This window comes from Legionella worsleiensis (assembly GCF_001467535.1).
Lineage (GTDB): Bacteria > Pseudomonadota > Gammaproteobacteria > Legionellales > Legionellaceae > Legionella > Legionella worsleiensis.
This window is the reverse complement of the sequence record NZ_LNZC01000020.1, coordinates 417-17,817: the sequence shown is the minus strand read 5'-3', so window position 1 is coordinate 17,817 and position 17,401 is coordinate 417. Positions and strand designations below refer to the sequence as shown.

The following is a 17,401-nucleotide window of genomic DNA, read 5'->3' as shown; positions in this document are numbered from 1 at the left end:
CACTAGACAATCAAGGATTCAATAATGGCCATACGCGCATAAACACCGTTATTAACCTGACGTAAAATATATGATTGATTGCCATCAGCAACCTCACTGTCTATTTCTATGCCTCGATTCATGGGCCCTGGGTGCATCACCATAGCATCAGGTTTTGCGTAAGCCAAACTGCTTTTGGTTAGCGCAAAAGCGTTCCTGTATGCATCTAAATCCAGATGATCATCCTCAGCCAGGCGCTCACGCTGAACTCTGAGACAAACAATAACATCAGCATCAGACAAACCGGTGCGGATGTTATCAGTCACGCATCCATAATGAACTGTATCAGGCTGCCAAAGTTTGGGGGCTATCAGCACCAACTCTCCAACACCTAGTTGATGACAGATGCTTTGCAAGGAATTGGCGACTCGGGAGTGCTTGATATTACCTAAAACGGCGATTTTCAACTGATCAAGTTTTGGTTTTTGCTCGATAATAGTTGCCATATCCAATAAAGCCTGACTGGGGTGAGCATGCGTCCCATCGCCGGCATTGATTATATGAATGGAATTTCCAACACGATCCGCTAAATACTGTTGCAAGCCATTCTGCTTGTGGCGTATCACAAAATAACGAATTCCCATAGCGGCCAAAGTGTTCACCGTATCCTCAACAATTTCACCTTTACTTTCGGAGGAACTTTGCAAATCAATGTTCACCACAGGCATGGATAAGTGGCGGGCTGCTAACTCAAAACTTACTCGAGTTCTGGTGCTGTTTTCGTAAAATAAATTGGCTATTGTGTGTTTGGCGTAAACCGGGTAACTTGATTGCTGTTTAAAATAAAGGGTTCTTTGAATGAGGTGTTCAATTTGGTGGCGTGATAATTGACTAATCTCAATAAAATGACTCATAAATCCTCTTTAACATATAGTGCTGAGTGTTTTTAAAATTACCTGATTAGCTTAAGTTTACACGAACCAGTCAAGGAATTTGAAGGACTTTTTCAATGTGATGATGCTTCACTTTAAAAAAGTACTATTCAGGATGATTTAGCCACTGCTCCAGAATAATGCACGCAGCAATACAATCAATTTCTGTATTTTTAAGTTTTCGGTATCCGCCTTGTTCAAATACTTGTCCTCTGGCCTCCACAGTAGAAAGCCTTTCATCAACCAGATGAACCGGAATGGCAAAACGTTGTCGTAATTGTTTGGCAAATCGCTTTGCCGCAGAAGTAGTATATAACTCGGTATTGTCTATGCAGGTCGGTAATCCAACAATTAACGCATCAGGATTCCATTGGATAATCAGCTTTTGAATACTGTTCCAATCGGGTATACCTGCTTTGGCACTGACAGTAGAAACGGGAGAAGCACTGCAAGTTAGTCTTTGACCTACTGCAACCCCAATGCGTTTGTAACCAAAATCAAAACCTAAAAAAACACCACTAGGCATGGCCAACACTAGAACTCAGTTGATTCATTTTTACCCCTATGGTTAATCCTGCATATTCCCAGCGGTCTTCAAAAGGAACTTCATAGAGAAGTTCTGATTTATAAGGGCACACTAACCAAAGATTATTCATTACTTCTCGTTCCAGCTGATTGTCGCTCCAACCAACATAACCTAGAGTAACCAAAACATCTTTGGGGCCTTTATCAACCGCAATAGCCCGAATGATATCATTTGAGGTCGTTACAGTCACTTCATCTTGCAAAAACAAACTCGACCGCCATCCTCCCATTTGTTTGTGAATCACAAAACCTCTTTCGGGCTGTACTGGGCCTCCAAACAAGAGGGGCAGACGGTTTTGTTCCACACGAATGGGCTCAATTTGCAGTTGTTCAAAAACAAGAGAAAGAGGATACTCCATAGGGCGGTTAATAATTAAACCCACTGAGCCTTGCTCGTGATTTTCACACAAATAAATCACCGAACGCTCAAAATTTGGATCAGTTAGCGAGGGCATAGCGATCAACAAATGATTCGCCAACGTGTTGATGATTGCCATGGATTCCCCCGAAATATCGCCTCTATTTAATCTAATTATATACCAAAAAGATAATTTATGTTTCTTTATGAGAAGAATTTGATCACAAAATTAAGTGGATGTAAGTTCCCAAATTATTCAGAATTCCAATGCCCTAAAAATGCAAACTGAATAAATAATCAGCAAAATATCTGCGTTACTTTACTTCTCCAGGTGGCATGGAATTCACTATGGAAACTTTGATGTACAGCGTTGAATTAAGAGAAAAAGGCCTGCCCGCAGTATAAGAGACAGAATTGGGATTCGTGTTCTGTGCGCCCTCGGCGCTGCCTAAGGGTACCCATTTATTTAAAGGAGCCATAATGGTGGTATTAATCTGTTGCGTATCAAATTGCTGGCCGCCTGCAACATTTTGTTGTTCCCTAACTCGCTTAACTGATAATTTAACTTGATTTCCTTGCAAAACAGGCTGAACCAATAATCCATTTTGAACAGGGCGCTGTTGGTATGCAATTCCAGTAAAAAATCCGGCACCTACCGCACTAACAATAGGAACTTCTTCACCCGTTGCAACAAAAGCCGATTCACCGCTGATAACCTGAACAGATTGACTACGTTGCACTTGCCAACGGGAATTACTACTGTAAATCACATCATTATTTTTACGCCGGTTAAGCCAATTAGGATCGCCTTGATATATGGTGATATTAAACGTCACTGGGGGAACATCGAGTTTGTGCAAAACATCTCTGATTTTTGTCAACGTTTCCGGGCTCACAGCAACAATTAATGTTTGTCCAGAACCGCTTATTTTTTCTCCATCTTCCGACTGGATGAGGGGCTGTATTAATTGAATAACTTTATCTGCCTGCACATAATTCAGTTCTATCACTTTGGTTATCATGGGCTGAGAAAACGCATTACTGGCAAACAAAAAGAATACAAGTATCCATCGATTCATAATGGCAATACTCCCTATCGGTAAAACAAAAAGACATCCTTTAGTATTGATTGTAGCATTGAAGTATCCAGGTTGTTTACCCAAGAATAAATGAATGGTTTTGTTCCTGTAAAAGTTTGGGTATAATCGCTTCAATCTGTCTTCAGGGATATGCACATCATGGGTAGCATTTTTAATATGTTTGGGCCATCACCAATAAGGCCAATTGAACAGCACATACGCAAGGCACATCAATGCGCAAAACAGCTGTACCCATTTTTTGAAGCTGTATTGAAAAAAGACTGGAAAGCAGCGAATAAAATTAAAGAAAAAATCATTACCCTGGAAAAAGAAGCTGATTTAATCAAACGTGATTTACGTCTGCACTTGCCTACCGGGCTTTTTTTACCCGTTTCTCGCACCGATTTACTCGAACTGCTTAGTGCCCAGGACAGAATTGCCAATAAGGCCGAGGATATTGCCAGTTTAATTACCAGCAGACAAATGACTATTCCTGAGCATTTGATCCCCGCATTTATGCCCTTTTTACACCGTTGTCTGGATGCCTCAAAGCAAGCCTGTAAAGCAATAAACGAGCTTGATGAACTACTCGAGACAGGATTTAGAGGCAGCGAAGTAAAAATTGTTGAAGAAATGATCCTTAAACTGGATGAAATAGAACACGACAGTGATGAAAAACTTGCTGATATTCGCCATCGTATCTTCGAGCTGGAAAAGGAATTATCAGCAATTGATATTATGTTTCTTTATAAATTAGTCCAATGGATTGGTGAATTAGCCGACAATGCCCAAACAGTTGGCGGTCGACTTCAAATTCTTATAGCCAGGTAGTAAATTCCTATGGATTATTCAATATTGTTCCTTTTAGTAGCTGTTGTACTTTGCTTTTTAATGACGTGGGGTGTTGGCGCCAACGATTTAGCCAATGTGATGAGTACTACCATGGGCTCAAAAGCAGTAACTGTTCGCCAAGCCATGCTCATCGCCATAATCTTCGAATTTGCCGGAGCATTCCTGGGTGGAAATGGCGTCACCGAAACCATGCGAGACGGGATCATCAACACCAGCCAACTCTCCAATGAACCTTTAATCCTGATTCAAGGCATGTTAGGGGTTTTACTTGCCTGTACCATATGGATGAATTTAGCCAGCTATCTGGGAGTGCCTGTTTCCATCACCAATGCTCTAGTGGGTTCTATGGTCGGTTTTGGAGCAGTAGTTCTTGGCCCAGATGCCATCCACTGGAACCAGGTGACCCGAATTGCGGTTGGCTGGGTTACTTCCCCCATGATTTCAGGAATTACCGCCTATGCGTTGTTCATCAGTATTCAACAGACCATTTTTGTTAAGCGCAATCCGTTAACCAAAGCCAAAATGTACATCCCCATTTATCTCTTTCTTATAGGCTCAATTCTGTCTTTTATTACAGTATTTAAAGGCTTAAACCATTTCGACATTCATTTAAATTTCAAACAGGATTTAGCCGTTACCTTGGCTACCAGTATCCTCATCACCATAGTGGGAATGATTTTTATTAAACGTATTCCTGAAAGCCCTAAAATTAAACGCAGAGAACGTTTTGTCCAGGTTGAAAAATATTTTGCCGTTTTAATGGCAATGACGGCATGCGCTATGGTTTTTGCCCATGGTTCCAATGATGTTGCCCTTGCAGTCGGTCCATTGACTATAGTGTACAGTCTGGTCATGAACGCCAATCAAGTTTTTGATGCCAATAATTATCCTTCATGGATCATACTCTTAGGCTGCACCGGAGTCATTTCTGGATTATTAATGTATGGCAGAAAAGTAATTGAAACAGTAGGTAGCGCAATCACTGCATTAACCCCAAGCCGTGCCTTTGCGGCTACCCTATCAGCAGCGACCACAGTTGTTGTCGCAACAAGTACCGGAATTCCGGTATCAGCAACTCAAACGCTGGTGGGTGCGGTTCTTGGTGTTGGCCTGGCCAGAGGTATCGGTGCGTTGAATCTTATTGTAATCCGCAATATTTTCATGTCTTGGGTTTTAACATTACCTGCGGCATCAATTTTAACCATCATTTCTTATAAATTGTTGCATGCATTTCTTGGATAAAACAACCTTGTTTTAAAAAAGCCAGTTTAGAGTTTTAACCTAAAAAACGGGTAAAAGCTCTGGTTGTTTTGTCAGCAACTTAAATGCTGAACATTTTAATGGTTCAATTGCATATGCAGCTAAAGCCGCCATTACGGGAAAAGTTTTATAAGGCAGCATAAATACTGGGTCTTGGTTTATTGAAAACTTATCCCATAAACAAAGTCTTTATAACTCCTTGAGGCATACACTAATCGCATATTTTTTATACAGTAATTTTTTTTATAGTTTTCTTAAATGAGTTAGATTGCCTAATGGTCAAATTCATAGTCATCAACCAATCCATTATCTATTTCCACTTTTACCAGAAAAATGAGATAATTGCAGGCCAAACGGTTTGTGATTGCGAGCCCCAACAATTAATGATTGCTGTGGAGATCGAGGACGAATTTTTAGTTAATTTTTTGTTGAACGAAGAAACCAATCCATTAATAAAGAGTTTTTAAGGGCAAATTTCCAGTGAAATTGCTTTAACATTCTCTCCCGCCTATCTGTTGCTTAAAAAACATGTACAATTATTTGCTACTCAATATAAGTGATATTGATATGGTTAAATTGTTTATTTTCTCATGCAGACAATATTGAATTATCTATGAGTTATAAAATGTGGCTAAAAAGTAATGATACCGTCTGCAGTGCGGGGAGTTGAGCGTACGTTAAAACGGGAACAACCTATCTGAAGATAGGTATTTAAACTGAATTGATTTTAAAAATAAAGGAAAAAATATGTTTGATTTTAACAAACTAGAGATGACACCTATTTATTCGAAAGATTTCCGTCCAGGGACATCTGATGAACAAATTATAGAGCTAGAAAAACATTGTGGTCATCCCTTGCCTGAAAATTATAAGTATATTCTAAAAAACTATAACGGCAGTAGACCCAATTTTAAGTACTTTGATGTAATTGATGAAAAAGATGGTATTCCGCTTGAATATGAATTAGGTGATTTCTATATTGTTGATGAGAATAGAAATAAACCATCGAATATTTGGTGGGTGATTCAAAATTTTTCCGAATACTTAGGGCCAAATACTCTTCCATTTGCTGATGATGGCATTGATCAAGTCTATTACATGAAATGGGTTAATAATATCCCTCAAGTTTGGCATTTAGTATATCAGGATTTAGATGAGCCAGAAACTTATTGTGTTTCAAATTCGTTCGATGAACTTTTAGAAGCGTTATATAATGCGGATTAACCCCCCTATTTTGGGGTTTTAAAAAGAAAGGTCAAGAGCCTGTACACTACAGGCTCTGCAATTGCTTGGATATTGGAAATTAAAACGCTTCCCAAATCTCTCCTTTATTATCTTTATAATCTTTGTCATCGCGCATTTGGGCAATTTTCTGGTGTTTTTGAATTTCTTTTATTTGCGATGCTGATTTCTTGTGAGTTGCATCGAACTCGTATAAAAATTTATCATAAGGACTTACATAAGCCTTATCCAGATCGTGTTCAGTCATGTCATTCCCCAAAAAACTTTATTTATAACTGGTATTTTATCGTTTTTTTAACTAAGTTACCATTAAGCTACTTCAAAAGTAATAAGGCTAGATGATGAAATTAAAAAAAGCGGAATTGCATGTGCATTTAGAAGGAACCATTTCACCAGACTTAGCAATAAAAATTGCCAAAAGAAATAGATTAACGTTACCTTCTGGGCTCATTGCCCCTGATGGTGTGAGTTATTTATCAAAAGATTTTCTCGATTTTCTGAAGGTTTACGATACATTGGCCGCCGTTATAAAAGTTCCTCAGGACTATTATGACATTACTTTTGATTATCTCAGAACCAACGCCCTGGAAAATGCTATTTATATCGAAATGATGTATTCACCAGATCATGCAGAGCAATCCAGTGGTATTCCATCAAAAGAACATCTAGCGGCAATCCAGCAAGCCATTGATGATGCGAAAGAACAGTTTAATATTGTTGGCCGTATAATAAGCACTGCCGTGCGTCATTTTGGTGTTGAAGCATGCGAACGAGTAGCGCATCAAGCAGGCATTGACCGTTTCCCTTGTGTCACAGGATTTGGATTAGGTGGCGATGAAGCCAAATTTCCGCCCAAATTATTTACCCGAGCCTATCAAATCGCTGCGGATGCGGGGTTGGAATGTACCGTTCATGCCGGAGAATTTGATACTGCCAGAGGCATGGTTGAAGCCATGGAATACCTACCCATTAAACGAATTGGCCATGGCGTCAATGCAATTCACTCTCCCGAAACTATGGCTATGGTCAAAGACAAAGGGATTGCTTTGGAAGTGTGTCCCACCAGCAATATCTTTTTAGGCTTATTTAAAGACATGAGCAGTCACCCCTTTCCCAAGCTTTATGATGCGGGAATTAAGGTTAGTATCAACTCGGACGATCCTCCGTTCATGAGTACCACACTTGCCCAAGAATACCAGCGTGTTCAAGAATCCTATCAGTACAGCGATGACACCATGAATGAAATAACCAAAATGGCCATTAATGCTGCGTTTGTAGATGAGAAAACTCGAAAAGAGCTTTTAGAACAAATTTAAAGTCATTATCATAGCTGAACATTATTCCCGTATTGCACTAATGTAATACGGGTTTTGCTTTAGTATCGTTAATCCAGTGTTTTTCGATAACGCTTAAACCCTATAAATAAAACCACAAAAGTAAACAGAATAATAGGGATTACCTCGTGCCACACTTCTGCAAATCCATTCCCTTTTAACAGTATCCCCCGAACAATAATAAGATAATGGGATAAAGGCAAAACACTGCCAACCCACTGTGCCCACTCAGGCATTCCTCTAAAAGGAAACATGAATCCAGACAATAAGATAGAGGGTAGGAAAAAAAACATAGCTCCCTGCATCGCTTGCAGCTGATTGGATGCCAGCGTTGAAAAAGTAAGTCCAACGGATAAATTGGCCGCAATAAATGGCAAACTTAACAGCAATAACAACAGAATACTGCCCTGTATTGGTATAGAAAACAGTAATTTCGCCATAAACAAGATTAATATCACTTGAATAAAACCGACCAACACAAAAGGAATTAATTTTCCCGCCATCACTTCCAGAGGTTTTAAGGGGGTTGAAAGCAGTGTTTCCATAGTGCCCCGTTCATTTTCTCTGGTGATTACCAGTGCAGTCACGATAACCATAGTCATGGTTAACACAACCCCTAAAAGCCCAGGAACAATATTAAAGGCAGTGATGGCCAGAGGATTATAAATAGAATGAACCTCTGGCTGATAAGGCAATGGTTTTGGTTTTAATGATGCAAGCGGGCCTTTAAGATCCTCGTTCAAGCTGAGACTTGCTAATTCATTAAACACAGAAACAGCACGACCTGTAGCCGCAGGATCCGTTGCATCCGCTTCAAGTAATAAAGGAGGATGCAAACCTCTGACAACATCCCGGGTAAAATTAGGTGGAAAACTGACTACAAATTGCACTTTACCAGTTTTCAACATCCAGCTTGCTTCCTTATCATCAGATACCGTATTGATAAATTTGAAATAAGTAGAATTTTCCATACCGGTCAGAATTCGCCTGCTAAAAGAGGTATTATCTGAATTGACAACCGCTGTTGGGAGATTGCGTGGATTGGTATTAATCGCAAAACCAAATAAAATTAACTGCATCAAAGGGATGCCGATTATCATCGCCAGGGTCACTCTATCGCGAGCCATTTGGATAAACTCTTTCATCATTACCGCTAACAAACGATTCAGGCTAGTATTAATCAATGACAGGCTCCGGTGATTTGTTTACCAGACTGATAAATGCATCTTCCAAAGTTGGCTCTATTGCATACCATTTGAGTACATGTTCTGCACAAAAGTGGTTTAAACCTTCCTCTATCAATTCAGTATTGTAACCACAGACATGAATTAAATTCCCAAACAAGGCAGCTTGAACGACACCAGGTATTTTTTTGGCATGTTGTAATAAAGCAGTCGTGACATGCCCTGTGATTTCCCATGTTTTTAAATGAGTTTCCGCAATGACTTCAGATACAGTACCAGTAATCAATAATTTACCATAGGCCAAATAGGCAATACGGGTGCAACGCTCTGCCTCATCCATATAGTGAGTAGACACAAAAGTTGTAATCCCCTCCTGACTTAAAAAATGAATGTGATCCCAAAATTCACGGCGCGCAACAGGATCAACTCCCGCAGTTGGTTCATCAAGCAACAACAAATCAGGCTCATGAATAAGACAGGCTGCAAGCGCCACGCGTTGCTTCCATCCTCCGGATAATTCACCCGTAAGTTGTTTGCGTCTGTCAGTTAAACCCAATTGTTCCAATGCTTTGGTCACTTTTATTCTTCGATGGGTCACGCCGTAAACCTGGGCAATGAAATTCAGATTTTCCTCAATGGATAACTCAGTATACAAACTGAATTTTTGCGTCATATAACCTACCCGCTCCTTGATCTGAGCGGATTGCGTTAAAATATCAAAACCCAAACAAGTACCCTGACCTCCATCTGCTTTCAATAATCCACACAACATCCTGATAGTAGTTGTTTTTCCGCTACCATTCGGACCTAAAAAACCAAAAACCTCGCCTCGTTCTACCTTTAAATTAACATTATCCACTACAATCCGCTGGCCAAAACATTTACGCAACCCCTGCACATCAATAATGATAGAGGACTTGAGCGCATTCATCACAAAGTCACCATAACTGGTTGACCTGGTTTAAATAAAGTGGGATTTGTAATATGTGCTTTAATCCGGAAAACTAATTTTGAATTGTTATCTCTGCTGTAAACCAGAGGGGGGAGATATTCCGCATCAGGTGAAATATAACTGATTATTGCAGAATTGCGTTTTTGGCATCCTTCACAGGCAAAACTAATCTGTTGTCCAACTCTTAATTGATTTAAAAAAGCCAAAGGCACAAAAAATTCAATACGGATGTTTTCAGGCGTTAACAAAGACAAGACCGGTTGCTGAGCGGCAACGTACTCGCCTTGTAAGTAATAAGTATCAAAAATAATACCCTCTGCTGGAGCATAAATTGTTTTTTGCGCCAATTCCCATTGAGCGACGTGAAGTTTGGCCATTAATGAATCCACTACGCCTTGTTGTCCCTTAATCAAATCCTCTCGACTGCCTAACTTAGCTAATGCCAAATTTGCTTCATATTGAGCTTTTAATTCTTTTTGTTGCTGTAAATAGGCCAAAGCAGCATCAAGACTGTCTATGTCTGATGCTTGTTTATCCACCAGTTTCTGATATCGGGAAACCCTGATGTCTGCCAGAGTGATTTGCGCATTGGTTTGTTGGATTTGTGCTTCTATTGCCTCAATTTCCTGGAGACGTCTTGGCTTTTTTAAATCAGCAAGTTGGCTTTGTGCTTGTGCTAATTCACCTTCTATCGAAGAAATATTCATCTGCTGTGGATTAGGATCCAGACGGTATAAAAGCTCTCCTCTCTTCACGTGTTGTCCACGTTGTACTTTTAAAAAGTTTAAAACACCATAAAATGGGGAGGCAAGATAAATATTTTCTCCCTCTACATATCCCGAGAACTGCTTATGTTCATTACCACTGCATCCATTAAGGAGCACTATCATCAGAATGAATAGAAACTTGAGATACATAATCATTCAATATTTTAATTATTGATAGGTTAATAGTGAGCTGTTTTCTCTTTTTGTGCAAGTTCAGGCTCGTGACAAATAGTTTGGTAGTAAATCAACTTACTGCTACTATTAACTTATTTTCGTTAAGAATTTTTATGAAAAAACACACCTTTGATCTGATTGTTTTAGGAGGCGGTAGCGGTGGTATTGCCAGTGCTGTAAGAGCCGCACAATACGGTGCCAAAGTAGCTGTAATCGAAAAATCACATTTAGGCGGAACCTGTGTTAATTTAGGCTGCGTCCCCAAAAAAGTCATGTTTAATGCTTCTTCTATCGCTGAAACATTGTTAAAAGCCCATGATTACGGTTTTAGCCCAATCATGCCCAAATTCGATTGGTATAAACTGATAACACAACGCAACGAATACATAGAACGCTTGCGGGAACATTATGCAAATCGCTTTAAGCAATACGCCATTACTCACATCAACGGTGAAGGCGTTTTTGAAAACCAGCATGAAATTCGTGTTAATAATTCCTTATACAAAGCCGAACATATCATTATTTCAACAGGCGGAACACCTGCCTTACCGAATATCAAGGGAATTCAACATGCCATAGATTCAGACGGTTTCTTTAGTCTCACCAAACAACCGCAAAAGGTAGCCATTATTGGTAGTGGGTATATCGGTGTTGAACTGGCCGGCATTCTCAATGCCTTGGGCAGTGAAACGCATCTTTTAATGCGAGGTAACCGGTTGTTAAGTAAATTTGACAGCATGCTCGGTACTACGTTGCAAGAAATAATGCAGCAAAAAGATATCAAGATACATCCCAATCACAAAGCCCAAAGCATTAATCTGCACAGCGACGGTAAAAAAAGCATCGTTTGTCACAGTGGTTCTGTCATTAAGGAACTTGATGTGATTATCTGCGCCGTTGGCAGAGCACCAAGAACAACTCATTTAAACCTTGATAAATTAAACATCAAAACAGATAAACAAGGATTTATCTGCGTAGACAGCTTGCAAAATTCAACTGTAAAAGGCGTTTACGCCATAGGTGATGTCACTCATGGCCCTGCACTTACTCCTGTAGCGATAGCAGCAGGAAGAAAACTTGCCGACAGATTGTTTGGTGGTCAACCAGAAGCAAAACTTAATTACCAACAGATTTGTTCCGTCGTATTCAGCCATCCACCCGTTGGCACAGTAGGCTACAGCGAGGAAGAGGCACTTAACAAGTATGGTAAAGAGCAAATTAAAATATATAAAACACGATTTAATCCCATGTATGATGCCTTGAGTGATCCCAAAACACCTACTGCAATGAAATTAGTCACTCTGGGAAAAAAAGAAAAAATTATAGGTCTGCATGTAATAGGGTATAATGCAGATGAAATGCTGCAAGGTTTTGGTGTTGCAATCAAAATGGGGGCATGTAAAAAAGATTTTGATAATACTGTTGCCATCCATCCTACCAGTGCAGAAGAATTTGTAACTATGGTATAAAAAATGACGAAAACAATACGACGCTTTGACAATAAAAGTCCTTCTTTAGGGCAACGGGTGTATATTGATCCCCAATCAGCGATAATCGGCGATGTAACCTTAGGCGATGATGTTTCTGTTTGGCCCATGGCGGTAATTCGTGGTGACGTGAACACCATTAGAATTGGCCATTCATGCAGCATTCAGGACGGAGCAATACTCCACGTCACTCATGATGGTCCCTACACTTCTGGCGGAAAACCTTTAATTATCGGAAACAGTGTTACCATAGGTCATCATGCCATGCTCCACGGTTGTACCATAGAAGATTACTGTCTGATTGGAATGGGGGCAATTATTCTTGACGCAGCTCATATTAAGCGGCATGTTGTCGTGGCAGCAGGAAGTTTGGTACCGCCTGGAAAAGTATTAGAAAGCGGCTATCTCTACATGGGATCACCAGTAAAGGCCGTAAGGGCATTAACGAGCAGTGAAATAGAACACATAGAATATTCTGCCCAGCATTATGTTCGTTTAAAAGAAAAATACATCAATGATCCTGACTGCTTTATAAAGGATTAAGCCTTTGCAATCCAACAGCAACTGCATATTCTTTAAAGTACGACTATTTCGCCCTTAATTAACTCATAGAGTGTGTGTAATGGAATCCTATGAGATGAAAACCCGGGTTTCGGCTCTTTGAGCCTAAACCCAGGCTACTCGTTGATGGTCGTAGCCTGGGTGAAGACCTGTAAGGCCGTAACCCGGGTTCACCTTCATATGAATTAACATCTCAAAATCACATTGAGCTCGATTAGAACTTCGATTGATTGGTCAAACGCTTTTAATTAGCCCGTAGAGAGTGTTTGCAATGGAATACTATGAGATGAAAACCCGGGTTTCGGCTCTTTGAGCCTACACCCAGGCTACTCGCTAACTCGATTAAAGATCGTGATGTCTTATCTAATAATTATTTAGCATGTCAAATTGTTAGGCGTGGTATCCATTTTTCAAAAAGGGCTTTAACTCGATCTTTGAATTGTCTTCAAACCCTGTTTGAAAAACTCAATCATGCTTAATTTGCGCCGATCCCTCAGTCCCAGGCTACGCCTGCTGTTTAAATCAAATATTGCGAGTATGAGTATTAGCCGGCTTAGCGTGCTTTAATTTCCATATTCTGAATCAACCTCAAATAGGACTACATATTATTCTGTATATCATTTGCAACAGCTTGGAATAGCCCTTCTACAAGCGTCGCAACGAATCCACCAAACAAACCATGTCTTTGATAAGTTGATGTATAAGTGTGAGGAGTTGGAGCTGGCTTAGCGGAAGGTGTTGTATCTGTTGATAACGCATCATCAAATTCGTCATCTGAATCTGACACCATAACAGGCAGTTCATTATCGCTATACACTTCAGTTTGGATAGGGCGTGGCGATTCTAAGCTTAGACTCGTAATGGGTTCTATATTTAAAGCTTTTCTATTAATGTTTAATCGAGTAAGAATTGTATCGAATACGTGATCATCGATCCCAGACCAAGAAATATCGATATTTTCCAGTGACAGTGTGACGAGTGAAGAGTTATGTTCTAATGCTTCCGCAAAGAGTCCTGGAATGATTTTGTTGCGGGAAGTTGGGCTGTGATTATTGCTCAGATGAATTTCTCTTATCGATGTGCTTTTTTTAAGAAATTCTATTAATTTTTCTTGTCCTTCGCCGCGTGAGCGCGCATAACTTGAATTCATTCCAATTTGTTTAAGACTGAGTACTTGAATCGTCTGGTTGTTGGATAATGCATTCATTAAGATAGCTAATCCAGCATCATAGAGAGGTACATTATCGAAATTGATGGATGTAATCGTATGGTTATATTTTAGGGCTTCAGCAATTTTGGATAACTTATCGGTTTCAATTCCCTGCCACTTACCGCTCAAATTTAATTCGGTTAACGTGGGATCATTACTACTAATTCGCATGTACAAAGTATCGTCTATAAGCATAATTAACTTGTTTGTGCATTTATTAATTGCCAATAATATATCAGAGACGGTGTGTCGTCAATTTTATGTGTGCAGATTGTGCAGATAAAGGTCTGGTGTGTGCGTCGAGGCTGTTTTGTGCCAACTTAGTTCTCTTTTGCTTAAAATAGTTGGCACTATAATCCATAAAAGTAGTTTTTTTAGCCAGCGTAGCTTGGGATTAGGCCCATAGAGCAGAATTCCCGGTTACGCTGGCATCAGATCAAATCGTCTTTTACAAAAAGTTTAATTAAGGAAGGAATAAAAATACCAAAAGATAAATGAGGAGAGTATCAACTTTGGCAACGTCGGTTTTGGGAGCATCGAATACGTGATGAAACAGGCTTATAAGCACATATCGATTACATCCACTTTAACCCTGTTAAACATGGATATATATTCTCAACTAAAGAATGGCCATATTCCAGTTTTCATCGTTATGTTCAGAATGGAGTATTGCAAGTAAATTGGGGGTATGAGGGGATTCAAGGCGCATTTGGAGAGTGCATGAATATGAAATCCATATGCGTAGCCTGGGTGTAGGCCTGAAAGGCCGTAACCCGGGTTCACCTTCATATGAATTAACATCTCAAAATCACATTGAGCTCTATTAGAATTTCAATTGATTGGTCAAACGCATTTAATTAGCTCGTAGAGAGTGTATACGATGGAATCCTATGAGATGAAAACCCGGGTTTCGGCTCTTTGAGCCTGCACCCAGGCTACTCGCTACTCGCTAATGAATTCATATGCGTAGCCTGGGTGAAGGCCTGAAAGGCCGTAACCCGGGTTCACCTTCATGTGAATTAACATCTCAAAATCACATTGAGCTCTATTAGAAGTTCAATTGATTGGTCAAACGCATTTAATTAGCTCATAGAGAGTGTTTGCAATGGAATATTATGAGATGAAAACCCGGGTTTCGGCTCTTTGAGCTTGCACCCAGGCTACTCGCTGCGCTAAAAGAATTTGAAATTCAGCTGTACGTAGTCTGACCGTGCTTGCACGGCCGGATGGCTACCATGCCAGTTTGCCTTGTGAAAACCTTCTCTGGCATACCCAGAAACCACTCGCATCCTACACCAATAATTTGACCGACGTGCGTGCGCAGTTTGCGAAAGCAGTGACTTTCCTGAAGTCCAGCAGAAAAGTCAGGATTATTTCGCAGACATTTATTGCAGCTATTACACTCAATAAATTCTCTATCTTTACATTGAGCCTGTCAATTTAGCACAGGCAACACGCATAGAGTACACAAGCAAAATCCACTATCTAAAGTTTAATCAGCAATAAAACAGCAGATTACTGTTATTGAACGTCTTTGGTAAAACACTTACTATACCCACTAAAATGTTGTTTATTTTATTAACAGTTCAAAACCAGATACTTACTCTCTTTTAAAACAGGGACGGTTTGGTAATGAATAACAATTATGTTAAATGGAGTACTCTGTGGCGTTTCCTTTTCTTACCCGATTAAATGTTATCAAACCCTTGGTAGAACAAGCAAAGAGGGGTTATTCGAACATTGCAACACAGATTATGAATAATCCAATGGACTACTACAGCGAATTGCGCAGAAGAATAAAACGTGATGGTGCGCTGGCTGGTTTTCCGGAATTTAAGGAATCCGTGGAAACACTTCAAGAAACCTTATGCTCCAGTGAGGTAAAACAAATAGTCAAAACTAACCCTTCATTATCAAGTCTTTATTATCTTACGCAAAATACCCTGTTTCATTTGACGCTGAACTATAAGACTGTTGGTGATAATTATCCACATATTCCACCGGTTAAATCCCCATACCCTTACTTACCAACTATTCTGGGTATTGAAAGAGGACTGGAATTTATAGATAATTGTGTACGACTTACGTATACAGACATACCGGATTTTTATCATGTAAAACGATATGGCTACCAAATGTTCAGTTCATACAACTGCAATTTGGATAGCTCAATAATTTATTTCCCCACAATTGAACCATTATCGCTTGAACACTTTACAAAAACACGGCAGGTACCCATAGGATTTATGGGAGTATCAATACCGGCAACTTTTGCCGATGCGTATTATTTATCACCTCTGGAATTGTACCATCATGACAGTAATCATAATCGCCGCATCAAATCATATAACGATCTATTTATTCAGGATGAACAATGCACAGCAGATGAGGCATATGAACAATTCAATCAATTTGTAGAGAACATTGTTAAACCAACAACTTTTTGTGATAAACAAATTGCTAAACACGAAATGTACGTTAGACAACTTATGGAAGTATTGTATTTTGAACTATTTCGAGAATATGCAATTGCTCCTTGTAAAAAACAAATTATCGATGCATTTCTTCATGAACCAGATGGCTTGGAATCCTTTGAACACATGATAGATGATTCATTTCAATCGGATCAGTTTGACTCGTTACGTCTTGATAATAACAACATACAAAGCGGACTTAATTTGGATCAGCTAGCACAGATTAATCGAAGAGCAATCCAGGTAAGATACTTTTTTAATAAAGGACCAAACTTCATAACCAGCGCTTATAATAAACTGATAAATAACTATTACCATGGTTTTGATGTTCACCCCAAAAATCTTCCACCTATTAATGAAATCACTCCTTCATTGATGGCATCCGCCGCATGTCGTATTTTGAATGATGTAAATGGTAGTCATCTTTTAAACCATCAAAATCTACTCAATCTAGTGACTGCTCCAGGACTTTTACCAAAGTACCCTGGCTTTTTTACAAAACATCCGCAAAGAATAGTTCGGGATGAAGAAAATAGTTTAACGAATAAACCCAATATTTAATTTTCAAAAACCAAACCTAATTTCTAGTTTTAATGCCATTAAAATAAGATATCATTTGAGATGAAAACCCGGGTTTCGGCTCTTTGAGCCTGCACCCAGGCTACTCGCTGATGCATCCATATGCGTAGCCTGGGTGAAGGCCTGAAAGGCCGTAACCCGGGTTCACCTTCATGTGAATTAACATCTCAAAATCATATTGAGCTCTATTAGAAGTTCAATTGTTTTGTTTCGTAAAACGCCTTGAATTAATACATAGAGAGTGTATGTATTGGAATACTATGAGATAAAAACCCGGGTTTCGGCTCTTTGAGCCTGCACCCAGGCTACTCGTTACTCGCTGATGCATCCATATGCGTAGCCTGGGTGTAGGCCTGAAAGGCCGTAACCCGGGTTCGCCTTCAAGTGAATTA

Annotated in this window: 17 protein-coding genes; 7 read left to right on the top strand and 10 right to left on the bottom strand. The window is 39.6% G+C overall.

The window, feature by feature from the left end; all coding sequences use genetic code 11:
- Nucleotides 1-2: 2 nt before the first annotated feature.
- The 4 genes from Lwor_RS08245 to Lwor_RS08230 all read right to left on the bottom strand — a co-directional run bounded on the left by Lwor_RS08245 (nucleotide 3) and on the right by Lwor_RS08230 (nucleotide 2,936).
- The gene (locus tag Lwor_RS08245; RefSeq protein ID WP_058493412.1) at nucleotides 3-893 is read right to left on the bottom strand and encodes an aspartate carbamoyltransferase catalytic subunit; all 891 of its coding nucleotides are present in this window, start codon (nucleotides 891-893) and stop codon (nucleotides 3-5) included.
- Between the two features lie 124 nt (nucleotides 894-1,017).
- On the bottom strand, nucleotides 1,018-1,437 hold the full coding sequence (gene ruvX, locus Lwor_RS08240; protein WP_058493411.1) for a Holliday junction resolvase RuvX: 420 nt from the start codon (nucleotides 1,435-1,437) through the stop codon (nucleotides 1,018-1,020).
- Nucleotides 1,430-1,993, bottom strand: coding sequence for a YqgE/AlgH family protein (locus Lwor_RS08235; RefSeq protein ID WP_058493410.1), 564 nt, complete (start codon nucleotides 1,991-1,993; stop codon nucleotides 1,430-1,432). The genes ruvX and Lwor_RS08235 overlap by 8 nt, the downstream gene beginning before the upstream one ends.
- Nucleotides 1,994-2,168: 175 nt before the next feature.
- On the bottom strand, nucleotides 2,169-2,936 hold the full coding sequence (locus Lwor_RS08230) for a secretin N-terminal domain-containing protein (protein WP_058493494.1): 768 nt from the start codon (nucleotides 2,934-2,936) through the stop codon (nucleotides 2,169-2,171).
- A 156-nt stretch (nucleotides 2,937-3,092) separates the two neighbouring features.
- Between Lwor_RS08230 and Lwor_RS08225 the strand changes: the two genes are divergently transcribed.
- The 3 genes from Lwor_RS08225 (at nucleotide 3,093) to Lwor_RS08210 (ending at nucleotide 6,269) form a co-directional block, all read left to right on the top strand.
- Nucleotides 3,093-3,764: a TIGR00153 family protein gene (locus Lwor_RS08225; RefSeq protein WP_058493409.1), complete on the top strand. Its 672-nt coding sequence runs from the start codon at nucleotides 3,093-3,095 to the stop codon at nucleotides 3,762-3,764.
- Between the two features lie 9 nt (nucleotides 3,765-3,773).
- On the top strand, nucleotides 3,774-5,027 hold the full coding sequence (locus Lwor_RS08220) for an inorganic phosphate transporter (protein WP_058493408.1): 1,254 nt from the start codon (nucleotides 3,774-3,776) through the stop codon (nucleotides 5,025-5,027).
- A 765-nt stretch (nucleotides 5,028-5,792) separates the two neighbouring features.
- On the top strand, nucleotides 5,793-6,269 hold the full coding sequence (locus tag Lwor_RS08210) for an SMI1/KNR4 family protein (protein ID WP_058493406.1): 477 nt from the start codon (nucleotides 5,793-5,795) through the stop codon (nucleotides 6,267-6,269).
- Between the two features lie 79 nt (nucleotides 6,270-6,348).
- On the opposite strand, the gene Lwor_RS08205 is transcribed toward Lwor_RS08210, so the two are convergent.
- The gene (locus Lwor_RS08205; RefSeq protein ID WP_058493405.1) at nucleotides 6,349-6,534 is read right to left on the bottom strand and encodes a CBU_0585 family protein; all 186 of its coding nucleotides are present in this window, start codon (nucleotides 6,532-6,534) and stop codon (nucleotides 6,349-6,351) included.
- A gap of 94 nt (nucleotides 6,535-6,628) precedes the next feature.
- Between Lwor_RS08205 and Lwor_RS08200 the strand changes: the two genes are divergently transcribed.
- Nucleotides 6,629-7,603, top strand: coding sequence for an adenosine deaminase (locus Lwor_RS08200; RefSeq protein ID WP_058493404.1), 975 nt, complete (start codon nucleotides 6,629-6,631; stop codon nucleotides 7,601-7,603).
- Between the two features lie 68 nt (nucleotides 7,604-7,671).
- Here the strand turns inward: Lwor_RS08200 and Lwor_RS08195 are convergent, their stop codons facing one another.
- Genes Lwor_RS08195 through Lwor_RS08185 form a run of 3 tightly spaced genes read right to left on the bottom strand, consistent with a single transcriptional unit; the run spans nucleotide 7,672 to nucleotide 10,674 of the window.
- Nucleotides 7,672-8,805: an ABC transporter permease gene (locus Lwor_RS08195; protein WP_202967153.1), complete on the bottom strand. Its 1,134-nt coding sequence runs from the start codon at nucleotides 8,803-8,805 to the stop codon at nucleotides 7,672-7,674.
- Nucleotides 8,798-9,736 (bottom strand): ABC transporter ATP-binding protein, encoded by a 939-nt coding sequence (locus Lwor_RS08190; protein ID WP_058493403.1) that lies wholly within the window; start codon nucleotides 9,734-9,736, stop codon nucleotides 8,798-8,800. Before Lwor_RS08190 ends, Lwor_RS08195 begins: the two co-directional genes overlap by 8 nt.
- A complete protein-coding gene (locus Lwor_RS08185; RefSeq protein ID WP_058493402.1) occupies nucleotides 9,736-10,674 on the bottom strand; it encodes an HlyD family secretion protein in 939 nt (312 codons plus the stop codon). The genes Lwor_RS08190 and Lwor_RS08185 overlap by 1 nt, the downstream gene beginning before the upstream one ends.
- Nucleotides 10,675-10,811: 137 nt before the next feature.
- On the opposite strand from Lwor_RS08185, the gene gorA reads away from it, so the two are divergent.
- Entirely contained in the window at nucleotides 10,812-12,167 is a 1,356-nt protein-coding gene (gene gorA, locus Lwor_RS08180; protein ID WP_058493401.1) for a glutathione-disulfide reductase, read from the top strand.
- 3 nt (nucleotides 12,168-12,170) lie between these two features.
- The gene (locus tag Lwor_RS08175) at nucleotides 12,171-12,728 is read left to right on the top strand and encodes a gamma carbonic anhydrase family protein (RefSeq protein ID WP_058493400.1); all 558 of its coding nucleotides are present in this window, start codon (nucleotides 12,171-12,173) and stop codon (nucleotides 12,726-12,728) included.
- Nucleotides 12,729-13,344: 616 nt separating this feature from the next.
- On the opposite strand, the gene Lwor_RS08170 is transcribed toward Lwor_RS08175, so the two are convergent.
- A complete protein-coding gene (locus tag Lwor_RS08170; RefSeq protein WP_058493399.1) occupies nucleotides 13,345-14,151 on the bottom strand; it encodes a leucine-rich repeat domain-containing protein in 807 nt (268 codons plus the stop codon).
- A 1,469-nt stretch (nucleotides 14,152-15,620) separates the two neighbouring features.
- Between Lwor_RS08170 and Lwor_RS08165 the strand changes: the two genes are divergently transcribed.
- Nucleotides 15,621-16,991: a hypothetical protein gene (locus Lwor_RS08165; protein ID WP_058493398.1), complete on the top strand. Its 1,371-nt coding sequence runs from the start codon at nucleotides 15,621-15,623 to the stop codon at nucleotides 16,989-16,991.
- A 214-nt stretch (nucleotides 16,992-17,205) separates the two neighbouring features.
- Here the strand turns inward: Lwor_RS08165 and Lwor_RS14110 are convergent.
- Nucleotides 17,206-17,401, bottom strand: a 196-nt coding sequence (locus tag Lwor_RS14110; RefSeq protein ID WP_238584640.1) for a hypothetical protein, incomplete at its 5' end; no start/stop codon positions are given.

Coding starts and splice junctions, on each gene's coding strand:
- Lwor_RS08245 (WP_058493412.1), bottom strand. CDS start 893: ATGAGTCATTTTATTGAGATTAGTCAATTATCACGCCACCAAATTGAA.
- ruvX (WP_058493411.1), bottom strand. CDS start 1,437: ATGCCTAGTGGTGTTTTTTTAGGTTTTGATTTTGGTTACAAACGCATT.
- Lwor_RS08235 (WP_058493410.1), bottom strand. CDS start 1,993: ATGGCAATCATCAACACGTTGGCGAATCATTTGTTGATCGCTATGCCC.
- Lwor_RS08225 (WP_058493409.1), top strand. CDS start 3,093: ATGGGTAGCATTTTTAATATGTTTGGGCCATCACCAATAAGGCCAATT.
- Lwor_RS08220 (WP_058493408.1), top strand. CDS start 3,774: ATGGATTATTCAATATTGTTCCTTTTAGTAGCTGTTGTACTTTGCTTT.
- Lwor_RS08210 (WP_058493406.1), top strand. CDS start 5,793: ATGTTTGATTTTAACAAACTAGAGATGACACCTATTTATTCGAAAGAT.
- Lwor_RS08205 (WP_058493405.1), bottom strand. CDS start 6,534: ATGACTGAACACGATCTGGATAAGGCTTATGTAAGTCCTTATGATAAA.
- Lwor_RS08200 (WP_058493404.1), top strand. CDS start 6,629: ATGAAATTAAAAAAAGCGGAATTGCATGTGCATTTAGAAGGAACCATT.
- Lwor_RS08190 (WP_058493403.1), bottom strand. CDS start 9,736: ATGAATGCGCTCAAGTCCTCTATCATTATTGATGTGCAGGGGTTGCGT.
- Lwor_RS08185 (WP_058493402.1), bottom strand. CDS start 10,674: ATGTATCTCAAGTTTCTATTCATTCTGATGATAGTGCTCCTTAATGGA.
- gorA (WP_058493401.1), top strand. CDS start 10,812: ATGAAAAAACACACCTTTGATCTGATTGTTTTAGGAGGCGGTAGCGGT.
- Lwor_RS08175 (WP_058493400.1), top strand. CDS start 12,171: ATGACGAAAACAATACGACGCTTTGACAATAAAAGTCCTTCTTTAGGG.
- Lwor_RS08170 (WP_058493399.1), bottom strand. CDS start 14,151: ATGCTTATAGACGATACTTTGTACATGCGAATTAGTAGTAATGATCCC.